The organism is Pirellulales bacterium (assembly GCA_019694435.1).
GTDB lineage: Bacteria > Planctomycetota > Planctomycetia > Pirellulales > JAEUIK01 > JAIBBZ01.
This window is the reverse complement of sequence record JAIBBZ010000047.1, coordinates 1-18,915: the sequence shown is the minus strand read 5'-3', so window position 1 is coordinate 18,915 and position 18,915 is coordinate 1. Positions and strand designations below refer to the sequence as shown.

The following is an 18,915-nucleotide window of genomic DNA, read 5'->3' as shown; positions in this document are numbered from 1 at the left end:
AATCGACGTCCGCCCCCGCGGTTGACGCCTGGGGAGTCTACGACAGTTACACCGATGCATCGGGCATCCATCGTCCACTCGCTCGTGAGACGCAAATGCGCCTGCACGCCGCCATGGGCGCGCTGCCGGAAGAGCGGCTCAGGCTGGGACCGCTCTTCATCGAGCAAGGAACCCTGACAGAGCTGCCCGCGAACAGCCGGCTGCGCCTGGAGGATGGCGAAGTCCTCCCGGCCCAACTCGCGCAGACGTCCCGGCTGCCGCTGGGATACCACGAGCTGATCGACGACTCGGGACGGCGGCAACGATCCGTGATCGTCTATCCACCGCGCTGCTGCTGGCCGGCCGGATCACGCGGCTGGGGTTTTGCCGTGCAGCTCTACGCCCTGCGATCCCAGGGTAACTGGGGCTGTGGCGATTTCGGCGACCTGCAGCGCCTGGGCGCTGTGGCCAGTCGCCTGGGTGCGCGCTACCTGCTGCTCAATCCGTTGGGAGCGGCGGCGCCGCAGCCGCCGCAAGATCCCAGCCCTTATTCGCCGAGCAGTCGTTGTTTTCGCAATCCGTTGTATCTCGACATGGCCGCGGTCGCAGAGGTTGCATCGTTGCCGGCCAACTTTGCCGAAACGACGGCCCAAGGACTGGCCTTGGCCGCGACCGATTGGATTGAGCGCGACCAGGTCATGCAGCTCAAGCTGGCCATGCTGCGCAAGATGTTCGACGACTTCTCAGGAAGCGAGGCCTTCGCGCAATACCGCCAGGAGCAAGGCGAACTGCTCGCGCGATTCACCTGCTTCGAGGTACTCGCCGGGCGATTGGGAAACGACTGGCGACACTGGCCCTCGGAGTACCAGTCTCCTGGCTCCGCGGCGGTCGAGCGCTTTTGTGCCGAGCATCAGGCGCAGCGCGAAATGGAGTTTCAGGCCTGGCTGCAGTGGCTCTTGGACCGGCAGCTTGCCGCGGCGGCGCAGACGTGTGGGCTGGTCCAGGACCTGGCCGTGGGGTTTGCGCCGGGGGGCGCGGACGCCTGGATGTGGCGCGAACTGGTTGCCAGCGACGTATCCATCGGCGCCCCGCCCGATGCCTTTCAGGCGCAGGGGCAGTGCTGGGGGCTCGCACCGTGGATTCCGCGACAACTCGTGGCTGCCGATTTCGCGCCCTGGATTGCCACCTTGCGCGCTACGTTGCGCCATGCGCGCGGGCTCCGCATCGACCATGTCATGGGGCTGGCGAGGCTATTCTGGGTCCCCGACGGCTGCTCGGCGGCCAAGGGTGCCTATGTGCAGTATCCCTTCGAAGCGATGGCCAGCATTTTGGCGCTCGAAAGCCACAGGGCCGGAGCGTGGATTGTCGGCGAGGACCTGGGCACCGTCGATCCGAGTTTCCGCGCGCAACTCGAGGCGCGCGGCATACTTGGCTATCGGGTATTCTGGTTCGACGAGGATCGCGCGGCTTTCAAACCCGCGTCGTTGGCGGCCATTAGCACCCATGATCTGCCGACGATTGCCGGTGTGTGGACCGGCCAGGACGCGGTCGCTCAGCGCGAAGCGGGATTCGAGATCGATGAAGAGCCGCTGCGCAGGATGCGCAAGCAGCTGCAGACGCGTCTGCAGCTCAGGGAAGATGCCAGCCTGCCGGCCGTGATTACGGCGGCCTACGACTATCTGGCCGAAGTCGAGTCCGAGATTGTCATGGTGTCGCTCGAGGATGCGGTCGGCGCTGCGCAACGGCCTAACCTGCCTGGGGCGACGACCTTGTCCAATTGGCGGCGCCGACTACCGGTCGACCTGGCAGAGATGGAGCATTTGCCCTTGACGCGCGCAATCGCTCAGCGACTCGCGCGCCATGCAGCACCAATTCAGCGCAGGGGGGGATCGGAGTGAAAAGTACGACGACGACCGTCCAGATGCCACGACGGCTCCCCGTGGGTGCGGAAGTTCAGCCCGGCGGCCTGGTCCATTTTCGCGTCTGGGCCCCGAAGCGCAAACGCGTCGAGGTGGGCGTGATGCCTACGGCCGACGGCGCGCAAAGCGATGTGCGCCTTTGCGAGTTGACGCCGGAGCCTCGCGGGTATTTTGCCGGCGCGGTGCCAGCGGCCCCAGGGATGTTGTATGGGTTTCGACTTGACGGCAGCGGCGACTTGCGGCCTGATCCGGCCAGCCGTTTTCAACCCCAAGGCTGTGCGGGGCTCTCAGAAATCATCGATCCACACGCATTCAAGTGGCGTTCGTCTTCGCCTCAGCCGTTGGCGCTCGACAGACAGGTGATGTACGAATTGCACCTGGGCACCTTCAGCCCGGACGGCACCTGGGCCGGCGCGGAGGCGCAATTGGCCGAGCTCGCCGACTTGGGTATCACGGTGCTGGAAATCATGCCCGTAGCCGAGTTTCCCGGACGCTTCGGCTGGGGCTACGACGGCGTGTTCCAGTTCGCACCGACGCGGCTGTACGGACGACCTGACGACTTTCGCAGGTTCGTCGATCAGGCGCATCGTTGCGGCATGACCGTGATCCTCGACGTCGTCTACAACCACTTCGGCTCGTTTGGCAACGTGCTGCTCGAATATGCCGACGAGTATCACACCGATCGCTACTGGAACGACTGGGCTGCCGCGATCAATTTCGACGATGAGCAGTCGGGACCGGTGCGCGAGTTCTTCCGCGCGAACGCGCGGTATTGGATCGAGGAGTTTCGGCTCGACGGGTTCCGCTTCGATGCGACCCAGTCGATTCATGACGCGACGGACCAGCACATCCTGGCCGAAGTGGTCGAGGAGGCCAGGGCCGCCGCGGGCAAACGCACACTGTTGATGGTGGCCGAAAACGAGCCCCAGAACACGCAGCTCATTCGGCCCGCGGCCGAAAGCGGTTATGGTCTCGATTATCTCTGGAACGACGATTTGCACCATGCGGCGCGGGTGCGACTGACCGGCGCGAGCGAGGCCTATTTCAGCGATTTCCGCGGCACGGCCAGCGAACTGGCGGCCGCCTTCCAGCATGGATTCATTTATCAAGGGCAATATTCTCAGTGGCAGGCGGCGCAGCGCGGAACGCCCAGCATGGACCTGGAACGCCACCACCTGGTGAGCTTTCTCGAAAATCACGACCAGGTCTCCAATCACTTGACCGGAGAGCGACTGTGGCGGTTGTCCAATCCGGCCCGGTACCGGGGGATGACGGCGCTGTGGCTCCTGACACCGCAGACGCCCATGTTTTTCCAGGGGCAAGAATTCGCGGCGACGTCGCCGTTTTTATTCTTCGCCGATCACGCCGGCGTCGACGGTGATGCCGTCGCCAACGGCCGCGCCAAGTTTCTCACGCAGTTTCCCTCACTGGCCACGGCCGATGCCCAACGCCTCTTGCATCGGCCGGACGATCCGGACGTCGTGCGGCGCTGCCGGATTGATTTTCGAGAAAGGGAAACGCATCGCCCGGCGTATGAGTTGCATCGCGAGTTGCTCCGGCTACGTCGCGAGGATCCGATCCTCAGCGATCGCTCGACCTATGAGCTGCACACCGCGGTCATTGGCGAAGACATTGTGTTGATTCGATACCTGACGCGCGATCGGCAAGACCGTCTCGTCGTGGCCAATCTGGGCACGGAGCTGGCGTTTCGGCCAGCGGCCCAGCCGCTCTTGGCGCCGGTGCCGGGTACTCGCTGGGAGCAAGTGTTCACCAGCGGCGACGTGCGTTTTGGGGGCAGCAGTTCGGGACCGCTGCTGCGCGACGACGGCTGGCATTTCCCCGGAGAAACCACCGTCCTCCTGCGACTTGCCCCTGAAATAATCGCGCCTGAATAGCAGGTCGAACCATGCGCCAAGCTGCCGGGCCACCGCCGCTGCGCCGCATTGCCTGGTCTCGCGAGCGGGCGGGCGACGCGGGTTCGCGCGAGTGGCTCGTCACCAATGGCTTGGGCGGTTATGCGTCGGGTACCCTGTGCGGGGCGCCGTCGCGCCGCTACCACGCCCTGCTCGTCGCGGCGCTGCCTGCGCCGCTGGGGCGGTTCGTGATGTTCAACCATCTGGCCGAAGATTTGCGACTGCCGGATCGTACCGGGGTGCGCCTCGACGCCGGGTTCGGCCACGAGGTTCAACATCGCTGGCCTGATCCGCTCAAGACATTTGTGCTCGAAGACGGACTGCCCGTCTGGACCTACGAATTGGGCGGTTGGGTTCTCGAGAAGCGCATCCTGCTGCCACACCACCAGAACACCGTCTACATTCGCTACCACTTACTGCGGTCAGACACCAGTCTGCGGCTTCGCCTGGCGCCGGCATTTCATTTTCGTCCGCACGAAGGCGCCTTGGACCATACGTCGGTACCCCGGTACCGACTGTCGGCGGACGGCGATCTGATCGAGCTGCATTCGCCTCTCACGCCCCCCTTGCGGATGCACCTGCTCGCCGAACGCGGCAGCCTGGTGCTCGACGGGGGCCACGAGCGCTCGGTGCAATACCCGGAAGAACGCCGCCGGGGTTATGAGCACCGCGATCGGCTGTATTGCCCCGGGTATTTTCGGGCCGACCTCGAACAAGGCCAAACGGTGGTGCTCCGGGCGTCGACCGAGCCTTGGGATCGACAGGACGAAATCGGTCCTGACGATACCTGGCGCGCCGAATCGCAGCGCCGCGAGGCATTGCTGGAACAGGCGCATCCCGCGGCCAGGCAAGGGCTGGCTCGCGAGCTTGTCCTGGCCGCGGATCAATTTCTGATCTTGCCGACGACGCGCGTCGCCGACGCGGCCTATGCGGCCGCTGCCGGCGATGAAATCCGTACCGTCATCGCCGGCTACCACTGGTTCACCGATTGGGGCCGCGACACGATGATCAGCCTCGAGGGGCTGACCCTCGCCACCGGCCGTGTGCACGAGGCCGGATGCATCCTGCGGACCTTTGCTCGCTATGTCCACGACGGGCTGATCCCGAATCTCTTTCCGGAAGGACAGCGCGAGGGGCTGTACAACACGGCCGACGCCTCGCTCTGGTTCGTGCATGCCCTGGCACGCTATCTGCGCGCCAGCCGCGAGCGGCGCACGTTGCAGCAGCTCTTGCCGGTGCTTTTGGAGATCGTTGAAAGCTACCGACAAGGAACTCGTTTCGGCATCCACGTCGATCCGGTGGATGGGCTACTGACCCAGGGACAAGACGGATATGCGCTGACCTGGATGGATGCCAAGGTGGCCGATTGGGTCGTCACCCCCCGGCGCGGCAAAACGGTTGAGCTGAATGCGCTGTGGTACAACGCCCTGTGCCTGTGCGAAGCCTGGATTCGCGAGGCGGGCGATCACGCGACGGCCGACGACTTGCGCGGCCGCGCCGACCAGGCAGTGGCGTCGTTTCAACGCAGGTTCTGGGATCCGGATCGACGTTGCTTGTACGATCTGGTCGATGGCGAAGACGGCGACGATCCCACGGTTCGTCCCAACCAGATCTTCGCCTTGTCGCTCGATCATCCGGTCCTGGCCCGCGAACATTGGGAGCCCGTGATCGAATGCGTCACGGCACAGCTGCTCACGCCGTTCGGTTTGCGCAGCCTGGCGCCCGGCCATCCGGATTATAAGGCCACCTACGACGGCGACCTCCGCGCCCGTGACGCGGCGTATCACCAAGGCACGGTCTGGACCTGGCCACTGGGCCATTTTGTCGACGCGTGGCTGCGCGTCTATCCGCAACGCCGCGCCGAAGCCCGGCGTTTTCTCCAGGCCCTCGATGATCACCTGAACGAGGCGTGCGTAGGGTCGATCAGCGAAATCTTCGATGCCGAGTCGCCGTTTGCGCCGCGCGGCTGTTGCGCGCAGGCCTGGAGCGTGGCCGAGGTGCTGCGCAGCTGGATCAACACTGCCTGAAGCTGGTTGAACCTGTCTGATTTCTGGAACTTCGCCCCGTCCCACGCACCCTGGCCGTATACCGCAGCCAGTCGCGTCGTCAGATCGCTTGCGTTGGGCCGTGGTCCGTTCCCGTTGGCTGCGAGTTGGGCGACGTGCGTTTTGATGTGCGGCGCCGACGGAGACCGGAACTGAATTGCCGCGAATAGACCTGCGTCAATTCCGCGCCAAAAAGCAGGATTTGTGCCGAATAGTAGATCCACACGATAAGCAGCACGAACGAGCCTGCGGCTCCGTAGGCCGAGGCCCAGGAACTGCGGCCCAAGTAGACGCCCAAGAGCGATTTGCCGATTGAAAACAGGATCGCCGTGATCAGCGCGCCGACCCACACGTCGCGCCACGCGACGCGCACGTCGGAGAGATAGCGGTAGACCAGTGCGAAGAGCCCCGTGAGTAGGACGAACGAAATGAGCATGTCGCTCCAAGGACCTGCAGCGACGAGGCCAGGCCACCAGTTCGCAAGATCGCCCCGAGCCACTTGGGCCAGCGTGCTCAGGGCCAGCGTGGACAACAGCATCGTGCCGGTGACCAGCACCATGGCCAGTCCGAGCAGTTTTCCCTTGACGAATTGCCAGACTGTTCCCGTCGCCGGCGGGGCGACTTCCCAGATGTGGTTGAGCGCGGCTCGCAACTCTGTAAACACGCTGCCGGCCGCAAACAACAAGACCCCCACGCTCAGCAACGCCGCCAACGAGCCCAGGCCCGGGCGATGCGCGTTGGCCAGAATCTGTTCGATTACCTCCGCGCCGTTCTGGCCAGCCAGTTCTTGCATCCGACCGACCAGCGCGCCTTGCGCGGCTGCTTCGCCATAGACGGTACCAGCGATGGCGACGGCAATCACCAACAAGGGAGCCAGCGACATCATGCTATAAAACGCCAGCACCGCTCCCCAGCGCGAGCATTCGTCGTCGATCCAGTCGAGAGATGCCGACTTCAAGAGTTGCCACAGCTTGCCGAACATGGCCGTCATTCTGCCACGCCGGCCAACTTGCGACCACCTCGACGTTGGGTTGCTCCGTGCCAACCTCGCGATTCACTTCCTGCTGAGACCTGCGGACCTGCGCGGTTTACCAGGGATCCCAGACTGATCGCTGTTGCACTGGAGCGAGCGTTAATCGATCATTCGTGAATACTTGTCGGGCTCGCGCCCGAAGGTAGAGGCTCGGCACACGCACTTGACGGGGCTAAACACGTTCTCTGGAACGGTTGCCGCATGGTCGAGTTTGGTCGCGGCGCAGCTGCAACACCTAGCGTCTATCAGCGACTCGTGGTCGCTGCGCTTGTGCTGGCGGCCCTGTACTTCGGGCGTGGCGTGTTGCTCCCGTTCGCGCTCGCGGTGCTGTTGGCGTTCGTGTTCTCGCCCTGGGTGCGGCGATTCGAGCGATGGGGCCTGCCGCGCGTGCCAGCGGTCGTCATCGTCACGGTACTGGTCGCCGCGGCCATCGCGTCGGCCTGCGCCGGGCTGGCGGGACAAGTCGTGTCGCTGTCGGGCGAGCTGCCCAAGTACCGCTCGACGATCGAACGTAAAATCCGTGCCGCGCAGGCCACGCTGCAGCCCACATTACGGCGGATCGAATCCTCGAGCCGCGACCTGGAGCGCGTGCTCGAAGGGCAACCGCCGGAGAGTAGTTCGAGCTCTGCGTCATCCCCCGAGACGGAGAGTGCTCCGGCACCGCGGGAATCTCGCCACGACGTCGTCGTGGCCGACCATCCTCTTCGCCCGGCATCCGCGCCGGCGCATCCGGACCTGGTCGCTAGTGGCGGCCGCATCGTCGGATTCATGACGGACTGGCTGGGACCCGTCTTGGCCCCGCTCGGTCAGGCCGTGCTGGTCGGCGTGTTCACCATCTTCTTGCTGGTTGAGCGCGAGGATCTGCGCAACCGGGTCATCGTGCTGCTGGGCGTGGACCAGGTTTCCGGTACGACTCAACTGCTCGACGAGGCGGTACGACGCGTCAGCCGGTACCTGAGAATGCAGCTCGTCGTCAACGTGAGCTACGGGATTGCCCTCGGCGCTTTGTGCTGGTTCGCCGGGGTGCCGAACTGGCTCCTCTGGGGAGCGCTGGGAGCAGTACTGAGATTCATCCCCTATTTGGGACCGATCGTTGCGGCCGGCTTGCCGCTGTTGATGGCTGTGGCCACAACCGAGGGCTGGACGTCGCTGACGATGCTTGCCGCCGGGATCGCCTTGATCGAGTTGATCTCGAACAACGTGTTGGAGCCCTGGCTCTACGGCAGCAGCGTGGGCGTGTCGCCCCTGGGAATCATTCTTTCAGCTTGTTTGTGGACGCTGATCTGGGGCACGCCGGGGCTGATCCTCGCTACGCCGCTGACCGCCTGCATCACGGTGCTCGCCCGTCATGTGCCGAGCCTGAAATTCCTCGTGACTCTCCTGGGCGACGAGGCCCCGTTGACCAAGACAGATCGGCTGTACCAGCGGCTCTTGGCTGGCGACGTGCATGAGTCGCTGCGCATCATCGCCGAGGCCCAGCGGGAAGAAGCGTCGCAGGATGCCGGGGAACCCGTGGCCGTCGAACAATTGCTCTTGGCGGTGCTTGGTCGGGCCGTGGCCGATCAGGAGACGGGCGCTGTCAATCGACGGCAAATGACCGACATGCTCGAAACCTTGGACGAAGTCACCGAGGAACTGGCCGACGAGATCTTGTCGGCCGCACCGGTCCCGCCTGCTGAACACCGCAAGGTCTTGTGCTTGCCGATTCGTGGCGCGGCACAAGCCGCGGCTGCACGGGTCACGGCCCTGGCGCTGCTACGGCTCGGCTGGAACGCGAAGGCCGACGACAAACATCTCCTGACCAGCGAACAGGCGATGTCCGCCAAGACAGAGGCCGCCTGGGCGTTGGTGATCGTGGCCGTCGGACCGCGGGCGCTGAAAACCGCCCGGTATTTATGGCGCCGCTTGGAAGCCCATGGCTCGGCCGACTCAATTCTCTTCACCGACGCGGTGTTGACCGCTGGTCAGCAGCCGCAAGATACGCAGGCGAAGCTGAGCAATGTGACTACGGTCGCGAGCGTCGGCGAACTTGATCGGGCTCTGCGCAGCCTGAGATTGCGAACAGCTACCGAAAGTACGCCGAGCACGTCGAATCTCCGGCTAGACACCGACTAACCCTCCGCCGGTACACAGCCATGTGCCGTGACAATTGGTCCGGGCTGGCAGGAGCGATCGCTCGAACAAGGACAACTAGCTCCGCGTCGGTGCTTGAACGCGGTTGGGGCGCACCGTCGCATCGGGAGCCGTCGTCGGCGGGTTTGTCGCTGCGGGCGGGTTTGTCGCTGCGGGCGGAGCGGCAACCGGCGGAGCGGGTGCATTTGCCACTGGAGTTGCTGGCGGCGCCGCGGGCTCCGGGACATTTGCAGGTGTCGGGGCAGGCGTCGTCGTTGCCGGTGGCACTGGAGCGATCTGCGACGGCACCGCCGCAGACGTGGCAAGATCGGCCACCGGCTCATCCACGGCGGATTCTATCTGGCTGGCGGCGATTTCCGTGCTCGATTCCACCACTTCGGCAAACTCAAGCTCCGTCGCCGTCGGCAGCCCGGCGGCCTCTTTCTTGCGCGGAATCTTGGCGACCGCGGCAAAGACGGCCAACGAGCAGGACCGCGCCGCGTAGCGCGTCTTGACCACTCCCGGCCGCACATGCGTCGTCGGCGTATAGGTGTCGAAGACGAAAGCCCAGCGCGAGCCCTGAGGCGGCGGCGGGAGCTTATAGTCGACAACCACCTTGTGGTCGGCGTTGAACAGCAGCAGCAAAGTCTGGCCCGAGATGGTTTCACCACGGTCGTTGACGTCGATGTGCTCGCCGCGCAACATGCAAGCCACACTACGGGTGTAGCCGGCTTGCCAGTCCGAGGTGGTCATCTTCTTGCCGTCGTTGCGGTACCAGAGGATGTCTTCCAACTCGTCGCCACGGTAGGAGCGATCGTGGAAGAACCGGCGGCGCTGCAGCGCCGGCTGACTGCGCCAGAAAGCGATCAACTGCCGGGTAAAGTCGAGCAATTGGCGCTGTTCCTCGGTCCAATTCCAATCGAGCCACGTCAGCTCGTTGTCCTGACAGTAGGCGTTGTTGTTGCCCTGCTGCGAATGGCTGAACTCGTCACCTGCCAGGAGCATGGGCACTCCCTGCGACAGCAGCAGCGTGGCCAGCATGCTCCGCTGTTTGCGCGCTCGGAGCTCGTTGACCGACGGGTCGTCCGTGGGGCCTTCGACCCCGCAGTTCCAGCTTTGATTGTCGTCGGCGCCGTCGCGGTTGCCTTCACCGTTGGCCTCGTTGTGCTTGTGGTCGTACGAGACCAGGTCGCGCATCGTGAAGCCGTCGTGGCAGGTGATGAAATTGATACTCGCGTGCGGGCGGCGGCTGTTCCAGGCATACAAATCGCTGCTGCCGCACAGCCGCGTGGCGAACTCGTCGAGCACGCCTGCGTCCCCTTTCCAAAAGCGGCGCATGCAATCGCGGTACTTGCCGTTCCATTCGGACCAGCCCACCGGGAAGTTGCCTACCTGGTATCCGCCGTCGCCCAGGTCCCAGGGCTCGGCGATCAGCTTGACTTGGGACAACACGGGGTCCTGGTGGATGATGTCGAAAAAAGCGCCCAGCTTGTCGACGGCATACAGCTCTCGGGCCAGCGTGCTCGCCAGGTCGAAGCGAAATCCGTCGACATGCATCTCCAGTACCCAGTAGCGCAGGCTGTCCATGATCAATTGCAGCACGCGCGGGTTCGTCATATGCAGCGTGTTGCCGCAGCCGGTGAAGTCCATGTAGTAACGCGGGTCGTCCGCCACGGTCCGGTAATAGGCCGCGTTGTCGATCCCACGGAACGACAACGTGGGGCCCAGGTGATTGCCCTCGGCCGTGTGGTTGTAGACCACGTCGAGAATCACCTCGATGCCGGCCGCATGGAGATTCCGAACCATCGTGCGAAATTGATTGACCGTCGAACTCGCCTCGGACGAACGGTACCGCTGGTCGGGGGCAAAAAACGCCAAGGTGTTATAGCCCCAGTAGTTCGACAATCCGCGTTCGATCAGATGGCGGTCGTCGATGCGATGATGCACCGGCAAGAGTTCGACGGCGGTGACGCCGAGCGAGCGGAGATAGCGGATCACCGTGTCGGTGCCGAGGGCCGCATAGGTGCCGCGCAGGTGCTCGGGAATTTCCGGGTGGAGTTTCGTGAATCCTTTGACGTGCAGCTCGTAGATCAGCGTCTGCTGCAAGGGCGTTCGCGGGGGCCGGTCATCGCCCCAGGTGAAGGCCGCGTCGACGACGGCCGCCAGCGGCGCCGAAGCGGCATTGTCGCGGTCGTCGAAGGAGAGATCCTCCTGAGGATCGCCGATCTTGTAGCCGAACATCTCGTCGCCCCAGCTCATCATCCGCACGATTTCCTTGGCGTACGGGTCGAGCAGGATCTTGTTCGCGTTGAAGCGATGCCCCTGGCGCGGCTCATAGGGGCCGTGGACGCGGTAGCCGTACGCTTGTCCCGGTCGTAGATCGGGAAAGTAGCCGTGCCAGACGAAATCGGTCTGTTCGCGCAATCGGATGCGCCGCGATTCCTGCTTCGCCGCGGGATCGTCGAACAGACACAATTCGATGCCGGTCGCGTTTTCCGAGTACACGGCGAAGTTCACCCCCATACCGTCCCAAGTGGCACCCAGGGGGTAGGGATAACCAGGCCAATGACGCAATCGGCTAAGACTCACGCGCTGACTCCTCTGCGATGCACCGACGGCGATGAACTCTCGCACGGTTCATCAGCTGCTGCTTCGACGGCACCGGACTCCCTTGCGAGCACGAACGATCCTACGTGTCTGCTGAATGATAGCCGGTTGGTCAATGCGCGCGGCTTCGCGCGCCAGCCATGGCCCTGAACCGTGATGCAGCGCAGTACGCCGTTGCGCGGCGATGGTGCCGTTTCGCCGGGGTTTTCGGCACGCGAGCTGCAGCATGGCATAAGCAGTCCGAATCTTGGGGCCAGCGCGCCGTTGCTGCGAATCAAGCACGGCCCAGAACATGTACAGCACACCGACAGGGGCAGCCCGGCAGCGGTCGTCGGCCTGGTTCGGCGCAGCGACGGGGTCGAGTCCGTGCTAATGGCCGGCCAGGCGCTCGTTCAAGGCTGCGGTGAGAAACGCATCCAACGCGCCCGCAAAGAGCTGGTCGAGCCGGTGTGTGGTTACCCCCGTCCGCAGGTCTTTGGCCGATTGATTGGGCTGCATCGTGTAGCGGCGCACGACGTCGAGGCTCGTGCCCTGCGCATCGCCCCGCTCGAGACGCCAGCGCTCGGAATGCAGCAGCTCGCGGGCGATCGCGTCGAGTTCGTCCGGATCGAGCCCGCTGTGCAGCGTGACGGTCTGCCCCTGCGCGTTGGTCGCCGTGGCGCGGCTGCGGTATCGCTTACAGCGCAGCCCGACGCCGCGCAGCATCGAGGTCGCCACGGCCGGCGGCCGGCGTTCGCCTGCCTCATCGTCCAGAATCGGAAGCACATGCACCTTGACGAAGCAGGCGTGCCGGGACGACTTGCCCCCGGCGCGCGCGACGAACTCATGCAACCCTTGCTCCGCGCGCAGCAAGCCGAACACCGCCACGCCCTCGATTTGCAGCACGACCTCTTGGCTGACGTCGGGAGCCAGGAGTTCCTCGTTGACGATCCGCACCTGGAACCCCTTGCGCACAGCCCAACCCGTATACATGTCCGCCAGTTTGCCGACGAAGTCGGCGTCGAGCGGTTCGGTCGCGGTGATCGCCACGAAGGCATCGCATCGATCGAGCCTTTCGGAGCAACGTAGTCCGTACATCAAGACTTCGCTGTGCACGGCATTGGCCAACAGCTCGCCGGCCAGTTGCCGTAGCCCGAGCTCGGTCGCCGACCGCTGAAGGCCTTCGTGCTTCTGCTCTAAGCGCGCCAGGCTCGAGCGCAAACCCTGCACCGCCTCGAGCATCTTCTCGACTCGATACAAGTCGCCCATCGCCTCGCGGGCGTCGGCCGGCTCGTCCCAGAAATCGACTTGCGTGGTGCGTGCCACCAAGGCGGCCTTGCGTTCGGCGAGCCCGCGGGCTTCGGCCTCGGCTTCCAGGTCGGCAACCGCTTGCCGCAAACGATCGAGCAGGCGGACGAGATCGGCACGCGTGAACTTGGCCGCCTTGCCGTCGGCGGGATTCGTCACGTGCACGACGTTCGTCAGGGCGTCGGTGCCACGGCTTTGCCGGTCGTGGATGACCTTCAAGCAGATGCGATCCCCCTGCGGGAACAATCGCAGCAGCGCGGGACGATTCTGCTCCGCGATTCCGGCGATCTCGCGGGCGATGGGCAACAAAGCCAGGCGTTCGACAGCGCGTTTGAGCGGCCGGGCTCCGTAAGCCGGATGGAACCCCGCATCGGCCAGGATGTCGATCACCCCGCGGTCGACATCGACGCGCAACTGCCGCCGCAGGATGCCGCTGCGCAAGAGCACCTCGCCCAGCTCGCGCTGTGCGAGAATTCGTACATGGTCGCGATTGAGCGGCGCGAAATGGACGATGCGATCGATGCGGTTGATCAATTCGGGCCGGAAGTGCGCCCGCATGGCCTCGCCAACCGCGTCCTCGAGGCGCGGCTCGCTTTGGCCAAAGCCGAACGAGCTGCCTTCGGAAATCTCGCTGCCGAGATTCGAAGTCAGAATGATGATCGACTGCGTAAAGTCCGTGGCCCGCCCCTGAACGTCGCTCAGCCGGCCGTCGTCGAACAACTGCAGCCACAGGTCAAAGATGTTGCTATGGGCCTTCTCGATCTCGTCGAACAGGATCAGCGAGAAAGGTTGCTCGCGCACGCTCTTGAGCAAGCTGCCACCTTGCAGCCCCGATGCGTGGCTCGCCTGGGGATTGCCAATCAGCTTTTCGAACGAGCTGAAATCTTTGAATTCCGACATGTCGTAGCGCAGCATCCGGTCGGCGCGCCCGAAGATGAACTCGGCCAGGGCCTTGGCCAGTTCGGTCTTGCCGACCCCGGTCGGACCGACGAAGAGCAGCACTCCTAAGGGCTTCTTCGGATCGGTCAAGCCGGCCTTGATCAAGGCAATCAGGTCGACGATCGTGTCGACCGCCTGATCTTGGCCGATCACCCGCGAGCGAAAATGATCGCGCACCTGGGTCAGATCGAGCGGCTGCGAATCGTCCAGCAACAGGCTCGGAATGCCGGTGAACGATTCGAGCGATTTGAGACAGTCCTGCATCGTCACCTGCTCGTAACGGGGGCGCTGCAACTGGCATTGCAGCGCCGCGCGCTTGGCGCTGACGATGTGATCGATCAGCCGCGCCGTGCCGCCGGGAGGCGACGAGCCCGGAAAATACAACCGGCCGTACTGGTCGACGGCCGTGAGCGCGTGCTCGTCCCACCGCAGCTCGAGGCCGAGTTCGGCATCCAATTCGCGATTGTGCCGCGCGAGCAGATGTTCGATCACTTTGCGCACGGCCTCGGGCGGCTGCGGAGCGATCCGCAGCGTACCGAACAACTTGCTGAACCACGGATGCGGTTCGATCGACTGGTGGTAGATCTCCTCGGTACATTCGCCGAACAGGACGATTTCGCCGCGCTCGATGGCGGGGGCCAGCGCCGCGGCGATGTTATCGGTCGATTCCGAAGCCTTGCCGGCGGTCAGCAGGTTGGCCAGGTCGGTGAAGTACACCGCGACGCGCTGCAAACGGCTGACTTTTCGCCGCAGTTCGTCAACCCGGGTTTGCCATTCGCCCAGGTAGCGTGTGCCCGCCATCAACAGCGAACACGACGTCTCCAGCACCGCCCACGGATCGGTCCGCTGGCCCAAGCGACGAAAAAACTCGTACAGGATCGCCGACTTCCCCGTGCCCGAAGGGCCCACCAGGATGGCCGAATTGAGCCGGGCGTGGTCGAAGTGATGCGCGAGAAAATCAAGCTCGGATTCGCGGCCACAGGCCAACGGCCCCGGCTCGCGCAGCAATTGGGGAGTAATGACCGTGCCAAAGGCCTGCAGCTCCGAGATCTCTGCGTCTGCCAGTGGCATCGGTAGGGGCGGCCCGTCCGGACAACGACAATTACTACGCTTGCAAACGGAAATTGTCGATTCCCGGCGCGGCGGCCGTCAAGCTGCATACGCCCAACGCATCAACGGCGCAAGGGCCAGGCTAGCGGGCCTCGGCAAAATCGCTCGGCCGCATGCCGCGGCGAAAACCGTTGAAGCGAAACGGCGTCGGCTCGTATGTTCCCACGAGCGAGACCTCGCTCCGCTCGGGAATCTGTTGCTCGAGACCCATGGCCCAATAGCAGGCGTTCACCAGCAGCCGCCGGACTCCCTCGCTGGCAAAATCCTGCGAAGCGCCCATCGTCGTCGTGAAGACACGCGCCGCCTTGCCTGCCGTGCCCGTATAGGTCTTGGTCCAGGCGATCGGCATCATCGGGCTGTTTTTTTTGCCCTCGACCGGCGGGTCGTCGGGCTGCATGCCTTGCAGCACCTGCCCCATGACCAGCGGCTGGCTGTCGCCGGGTAAGGGCAGCCGCACAGTGTAGACGTCGGATGGCCCCCAAATGTCGCCGTCGGCAATGCCGCGCAAGATCGGGTGGTCCTTCTGCAAAGGCACGATCAAGCCGCGCGTGCTTTCGACGCCGTGGTGCCCATGATGATTGACCCACGTTTCGCCCAGCACCTGTCTTCCGAAACCGCCGTCCCAGTCCTTGCTCTGCCAGCCATAGCGGGCATAAGGATCGTCGCCCTTGTTGTCGAAGGCGTGCGTCGCGGTGCGCAGGCCCACGATTGGCCGGCCCGACTCGATGTAGTCGACCAGTTCTTTCATCTGTGCGGCGGGCAGATGTCGAAACCTCGTGAACAGCACCAGCAGATCGGCCTCGCGTAGGGCTTCAAGTCCCGGAATGTTGCTTTGGTTCGGATCGATCGTGCCGTCCGCGTCGTTCATTGCGAACAACACGGTGCAGCGGAAGCCATGATGCTTGCTGAGGATTTTGCCGAGCTGCGGCAGCGTCTCTTCCGAGCGGTATTCCTCGTCGCCGCTGACTAGCACAACGTGTTGCCCCTGCCCCGGACCGTTGGCACCCTCGTAGACCACGCCGGGAGCCGTATCGGCCCCCATCGCCGCGCCGCTTCCGGCGAGCGCAGCCAGCGCGATGAGACCCCCGAACGTCTCCGGTAAGAATCGCTTCATGGCGAGCCCACTCCGGCCCAATAAGAGGTGCAAAAGCAAGAACGCCTAAGGTGTGCCGGTAGGCGCACGATCAGGCATGAATACCGGAGGTGGGACTTGAACCCACACAGCCTTGCGGCTACTGGATTTTGAATCCAGCGCGTCTGCCATTCCGCCACTCCGGCCCGAGGTGCGAGCCTACACTCTTGCGTGCGTGCCCCTCGGTTGTCAACCAGCCGAAAATCCCCGCAAAAAGTGGTCACACCAGCACGCGGGCCACAACGACGATGTGTTGTCCGCGGGCGACGGGGAGACCCCAGGCCTGGGCCAGCACCACGCCATCGACCCCCGCCACGGCTGGCCAGGGCTCGGCGTCGATGTGGTCGAAATCGTGCAACAGTCCCACCGTCTGTCCGCGGCGCACGTTCTGGCCGCAGTCGACCAGCGGCTCGTAGTGGCCCTGAAACGGCGCACACACAAAACAGTCTCGATCGACCATCGCGACCTTGCGTTGCGTCCCGGCGGCATGATGGGCGATCGGTTCGATCGATCCGCGCAGCTGACCGTGGCGTATGGCCGCCGCCAGCACGCCTTGCCGGCCGTACATGACGCCCTCACGGTTGACGGCACGGCCCCAGCCCAATTCGGTGCCGACGGTGATCTTGCCCAGCCGCTCGGCCTCGCTCGGCAACAGCCCAGGCGTCAGGTTCTGGTAGACCATCAACAACGGCGTACCGAACCAGCGGGCCGTCTCTTCGATTTCGTGGCTCAGCACCGCGTCGTCGAGCGGATGAAAATTCGCGCACAGGCCAAACCGTGCCACGTCGCCGCCTGAATGCAAGTCGAGCACGACATGGACGCGCGGCCAGACGTGTTGGCGCACAAAGGCCGCGATTCGATGCGTGATGCCGGCCAGTGCCGGAGTGATGCCGGCCCCCTCGACGAAAGCCCGGTTCAGGTTCACGCCGTCGTCGGCCTGGCTTTCGCGCGTCCCGGTCCAGAAGGCCGACGGATTGAGCACCGGCACGAGAATGATTCGCCCGAGCACTGCTTCCAGCTCGATCTCGCGCAGCAGATGCTTGAGCGCCACCGGACCTTCGTACTCGTTGCCGTGATTCGAACCGAACGCGACGAGCCCGCGCCCGGCTTGCGCCTGTGGGCCGACAAACACGGTCAGCGGGATCAAGTGATCGCCCCAGATGCTGTCGTGTTCCAAGGCCACGAAATAGTCGCGGCGGCCCGGACTATCAAGGTCGAGCTGCTCGGGGCGGACTGCCAGGCGCGCCATGATCAAAGTCACTCCCTGGTAAACGAGTGTGAAGCACCGTCAGCAGACCTTAACGCCTGCAAGCCCGTCAGGGAATCGCCGTGCCCTGCCCCGGACGTGAATGCTCGCGCTGGATCGGATATCCTGGGCCATTCCGGATTCCGACTTGGTTCCTTGCAGCCGCACCTCGAGGATGATTTCCATGCGAACGCGACAAGTAATTTCCGCCCTCTGGGCCGTGGCCTTGGTCTCGGTTGGGATCTCGGCTCGTGCCGAAGACGGCTTCGGCCTGATCGAGCGCGTCGATCCTCGGGTCGACCAGCTCATTCCGGCCGACACTAAGCTGGAAAAGCTCGCCGAGGGCTTCGAATGGACCGAGGGGCCCGTCTGGGTGCCCCAGCAGCAGATGCTGCTCTTCTCGGACATCCCCAACAACGTGATCAACCGTTGGAAAGAAGGCGCGGGCGTCACGGCGTTCTTCAAGCCAGCCGGTTATACCGGCACCGCCGCCCGCGGTGGCGAACCCGGCTCGAACGGCCTGCAGCTCGACCCGCAGGGCCGCCTGACGATGTGCGAACACGGTGACCGTCGCGTCACGCGGCTCGAGCCCCTGGCCTCGAACGGCAAAAAAGTCGTGCTGGCCGATCGCTTCGAGGGTAAACGCTTCAACAGCCCGAACGACCTCGTGTTCGATCGGGCCGGCAACCTGTATTTCACCGATCCTCCGTATGGACTTCCGCAAGGCAAAGACGACCCCGCGCGCGAGCTGGACTTCTGCGGCGTCTACCGCTTGAGCAAGGACGGCAAACTCACCTTGCTCACCAAGCAGATGACCTTTCCGAACGGGATCGGCCTCTCGCCGGACGAAAAGACCCTGTACGTGGCCCAGTCAGATCCGGACGCTGCGATCTGGATGGCCTTCGAGCTGCGCGCCGACGGCACCTTGGGCGCGGGACGAAAACTGCATGACACCACGCAGTGGGTGGGCAAACGCAAGGGGCTGCCCGACGGGTTATCGGTCGACACCCACGGCAACCTGTTTGCCACCGGGCCCGGCGGCGTGTTGATCCTGAGCCCCAAAGGTGAGTACCTCGGCCGGATCGAGACAGGCGAGGCCACGGCCAACTGCTGTTTTGGCGGCGACGGGACGACGCTGTACATCACGGCCGACATGTACTTGTGCCGCATCAAGACGGCCACCAAAGGCCTTGGTTTCTAACGGGGCAGTTCTCTGCCAGTTTTGATTTCTTTTCCTCTCATTGAGCGTCCTCCATGCCCAAGCTATCGGTTGAAGGTGTCGGCGAGTTTCAAGTGCCCGCAGGCAAGCGGCTGGCGCTCGCCCTGCCGGACGAGGCCGGGATTGACCAATTGCACGCCTGTGGAGGAAACTCCCGTTGTACGACCTGTCGCGTCGAGTTTCTCTCGGGAGAACCAACAAAAATGACCGAAGCAGAGAAACAGGCCCTGTCTGCCAGAGGGTTGTCGGGAGTTCGTCTCAGTTGTCAGATTCTTTGTGAGGGAGACATGACTCTTCGTGCCACAAGTCGTCTGGAGGGAAGTGGACGAAAAGATTGTGGAAGCCTTCCCTCACCAGAACTTCAACCCCAACCT

The 18,915-nt window shown here is 64.0% G+C and carries 11 protein-coding genes and 1 tRNA gene; 6 read left to right on the top strand and 6 right to left on the bottom strand.

Annotated elements, in window-relative coordinates:
• Positions 1–95: 95 nt before the first annotated feature.
• Genes malQ through K1X74_21630 form a run of 3 tightly spaced genes read left to right on the top strand, consistent with a single transcriptional unit; the run spans position 96 to position 5,838 of the window.
• Positions 96–1,877: a 4-alpha-glucanotransferase gene (gene malQ, locus K1X74_21640; GenBank protein MBX7168954.1), complete on the top strand. Its 1,782-nt coding sequence runs from the start codon at positions 96–98 to the stop codon at positions 1,875–1,877.
• Positions 1,878–1,900: 23 nt separating this feature from the next.
• Positions 1,901–3,793: a malto-oligosyltrehalose trehalohydrolase gene (gene treZ, locus K1X74_21635; protein MBX7168953.1), complete on the top strand. Its 1,893-nt coding sequence runs from the start codon at positions 1,901–1,903 to the stop codon at positions 3,791–3,793.
• Positions 3,794–3,804: 11 nt separating this feature from the next.
• Positions 3,805–5,838, top strand: coding sequence for a glycogen debranching enzyme N-terminal domain-containing protein (locus tag K1X74_21630; GenBank protein MBX7168952.1), 2,034 nt, complete (start codon positions 3,805–3,807; stop codon positions 5,836–5,838).
• A 79-nt stretch (positions 5,839–5,917) separates the two neighbouring features.
• Here K1X74_21630 and K1X74_21625 read toward each other — a convergent pair whose 3' ends face one another.
• Positions 5,918–6,838 carry a YihY/virulence factor BrkB family protein gene (locus K1X74_21625; protein ID MBX7168951.1) on the bottom strand — a complete coding sequence of 307 codons (921 nt, stop codon included), beginning with the start codon at positions 6,836–6,838 and terminating at the stop codon, positions 5,918–5,920.
• Positions 6,839–7,090: 252 nt separating this feature from the next.
• On the opposite strand from K1X74_21625, the gene K1X74_21620 reads away from it, so the two are divergent.
• Entirely contained in the window at positions 7,091–9,004 is a 1,914-nt protein-coding gene (locus K1X74_21620) for an AI-2E family transporter (GenBank protein MBX7168950.1), read from the top strand.
• 75 nt (positions 9,005–9,079) lie between these two features.
• Here K1X74_21620 and glgX read toward each other — a convergent pair whose 3' ends face one another.
• From glgX to K1X74_21595, 5 genes are all read right to left on the bottom strand, one after another.
• Positions 9,080–11,545 carry a glycogen debranching protein GlgX gene (gene glgX / locus K1X74_21615; GenBank protein ID MBX7168949.1) on the bottom strand — a complete coding sequence of 822 codons (2,466 nt, stop codon included), beginning with the start codon at positions 11,543–11,545 and terminating at the stop codon, positions 9,080–9,082.
• A 432-nt stretch (positions 11,546–11,977) separates the two neighbouring features.
• Positions 11,978–14,905 carry an AAA family ATPase gene (locus K1X74_21610; GenBank protein ID MBX7168948.1) on the bottom strand — a complete coding sequence of 976 codons (2,928 nt, stop codon included), beginning with the start codon at positions 14,903–14,905 and terminating at the stop codon, positions 11,978–11,980.
• 121 nt (positions 14,906–15,026) lie between these two features.
• The gene (locus K1X74_21605) at positions 15,027–15,986 is read right to left on the bottom strand and encodes a ThuA domain-containing protein (protein MBX7168947.1); all 960 of its coding nucleotides are present in this window, start codon (positions 15,984–15,986) and stop codon (positions 15,027–15,029) included.
• Between the two features lie 153 nt (positions 15,987–16,139).
• Positions 16,140–16,222 (bottom strand) — tRNA-Leu (locus K1X74_21600).
• Positions 16,223–16,296: 74 nt separating this feature from the next.
• Positions 16,297–17,325 (bottom strand): succinylglutamate desuccinylase/aspartoacylase family protein, encoded by a 1,029-nt coding sequence (locus tag K1X74_21595; GenBank protein ID MBX7168946.1) that lies wholly within the window; start codon positions 17,323–17,325, stop codon positions 16,297–16,299.
• Positions 17,326–17,497: 172 nt separating this feature from the next.
• Between K1X74_21595 and K1X74_21590 the strand changes: the two genes are divergently transcribed.
• Positions 17,498–18,523, top strand: coding sequence for an SMP-30/gluconolactonase/LRE family protein (locus tag K1X74_21590; protein ID MBX7168945.1), 1,026 nt, complete (start codon positions 17,498–17,500; stop codon positions 18,521–18,523).
• A gap of 53 nt (positions 18,524–18,576) precedes the next feature.
• Positions 18,577–18,915: (2Fe-2S)-binding protein (locus K1X74_21585; GenBank protein ID MBX7168944.1), on the top strand; the 339-nt coding region annotated here is incomplete at its 3' end.

Bases quoted from the DNA above. Each gene is read 5' to 3' on its own strand.
- K1X74_21630 (MBX7168952.1), top strand. From the start codon at position 3,805: ATGCGCCAAGCTGCCGGGCCACCGCCGCTGCGCCGCATTGCCTGGTCT.
- K1X74_21620 (MBX7168950.1), top strand. From the start codon at position 7,091: ATGGTCGAGTTTGGTCGCGGCGCAGCTGCAACACCTAGCGTCTATCAG.
- K1X74_21595 (MBX7168946.1), bottom strand. From the start codon at position 17,325: ATGGCGCGCCTGGCAGTCCGCCCCGAGCAGCTCGACCTTGATAGTCCG.
- K1X74_21590 (MBX7168945.1), top strand. From the start codon at position 17,498: ATGATTTCCATGCGAACGCGACAAGTAATTTCCGCCCTCTGGGCCGTG.
- malQ (MBX7168954.1), top strand. From the start codon at position 96: ATGCGCCTGCACGCCGCCATGGGCGCGCTGCCGGAAGAGCGGCTCAGG.
- K1X74_21605 (MBX7168947.1), bottom strand. From the start codon at position 15,986: ATGGGGGCCGATACGGCTCCCGGCGTGGTCTACGAGGGTGCCAACGGT.
- treZ (MBX7168953.1), top strand. From the start codon at position 1,901: ATGCCACGACGGCTCCCCGTGGGTGCGGAAGTTCAGCCCGGCGGCCTG.
- K1X74_21610 (MBX7168948.1), bottom strand. From the start codon at position 14,905: ATGCCACTGGCAGACGCAGAGATCTCGGAGCTGCAGGCCTTTGGCACG.
- K1X74_21625 (MBX7168951.1), bottom strand. From the start codon at position 6,838: ATGTTCGGCAAGCTGTGGCAACTCTTGAAGTCGGCATCTCTCGACTGG.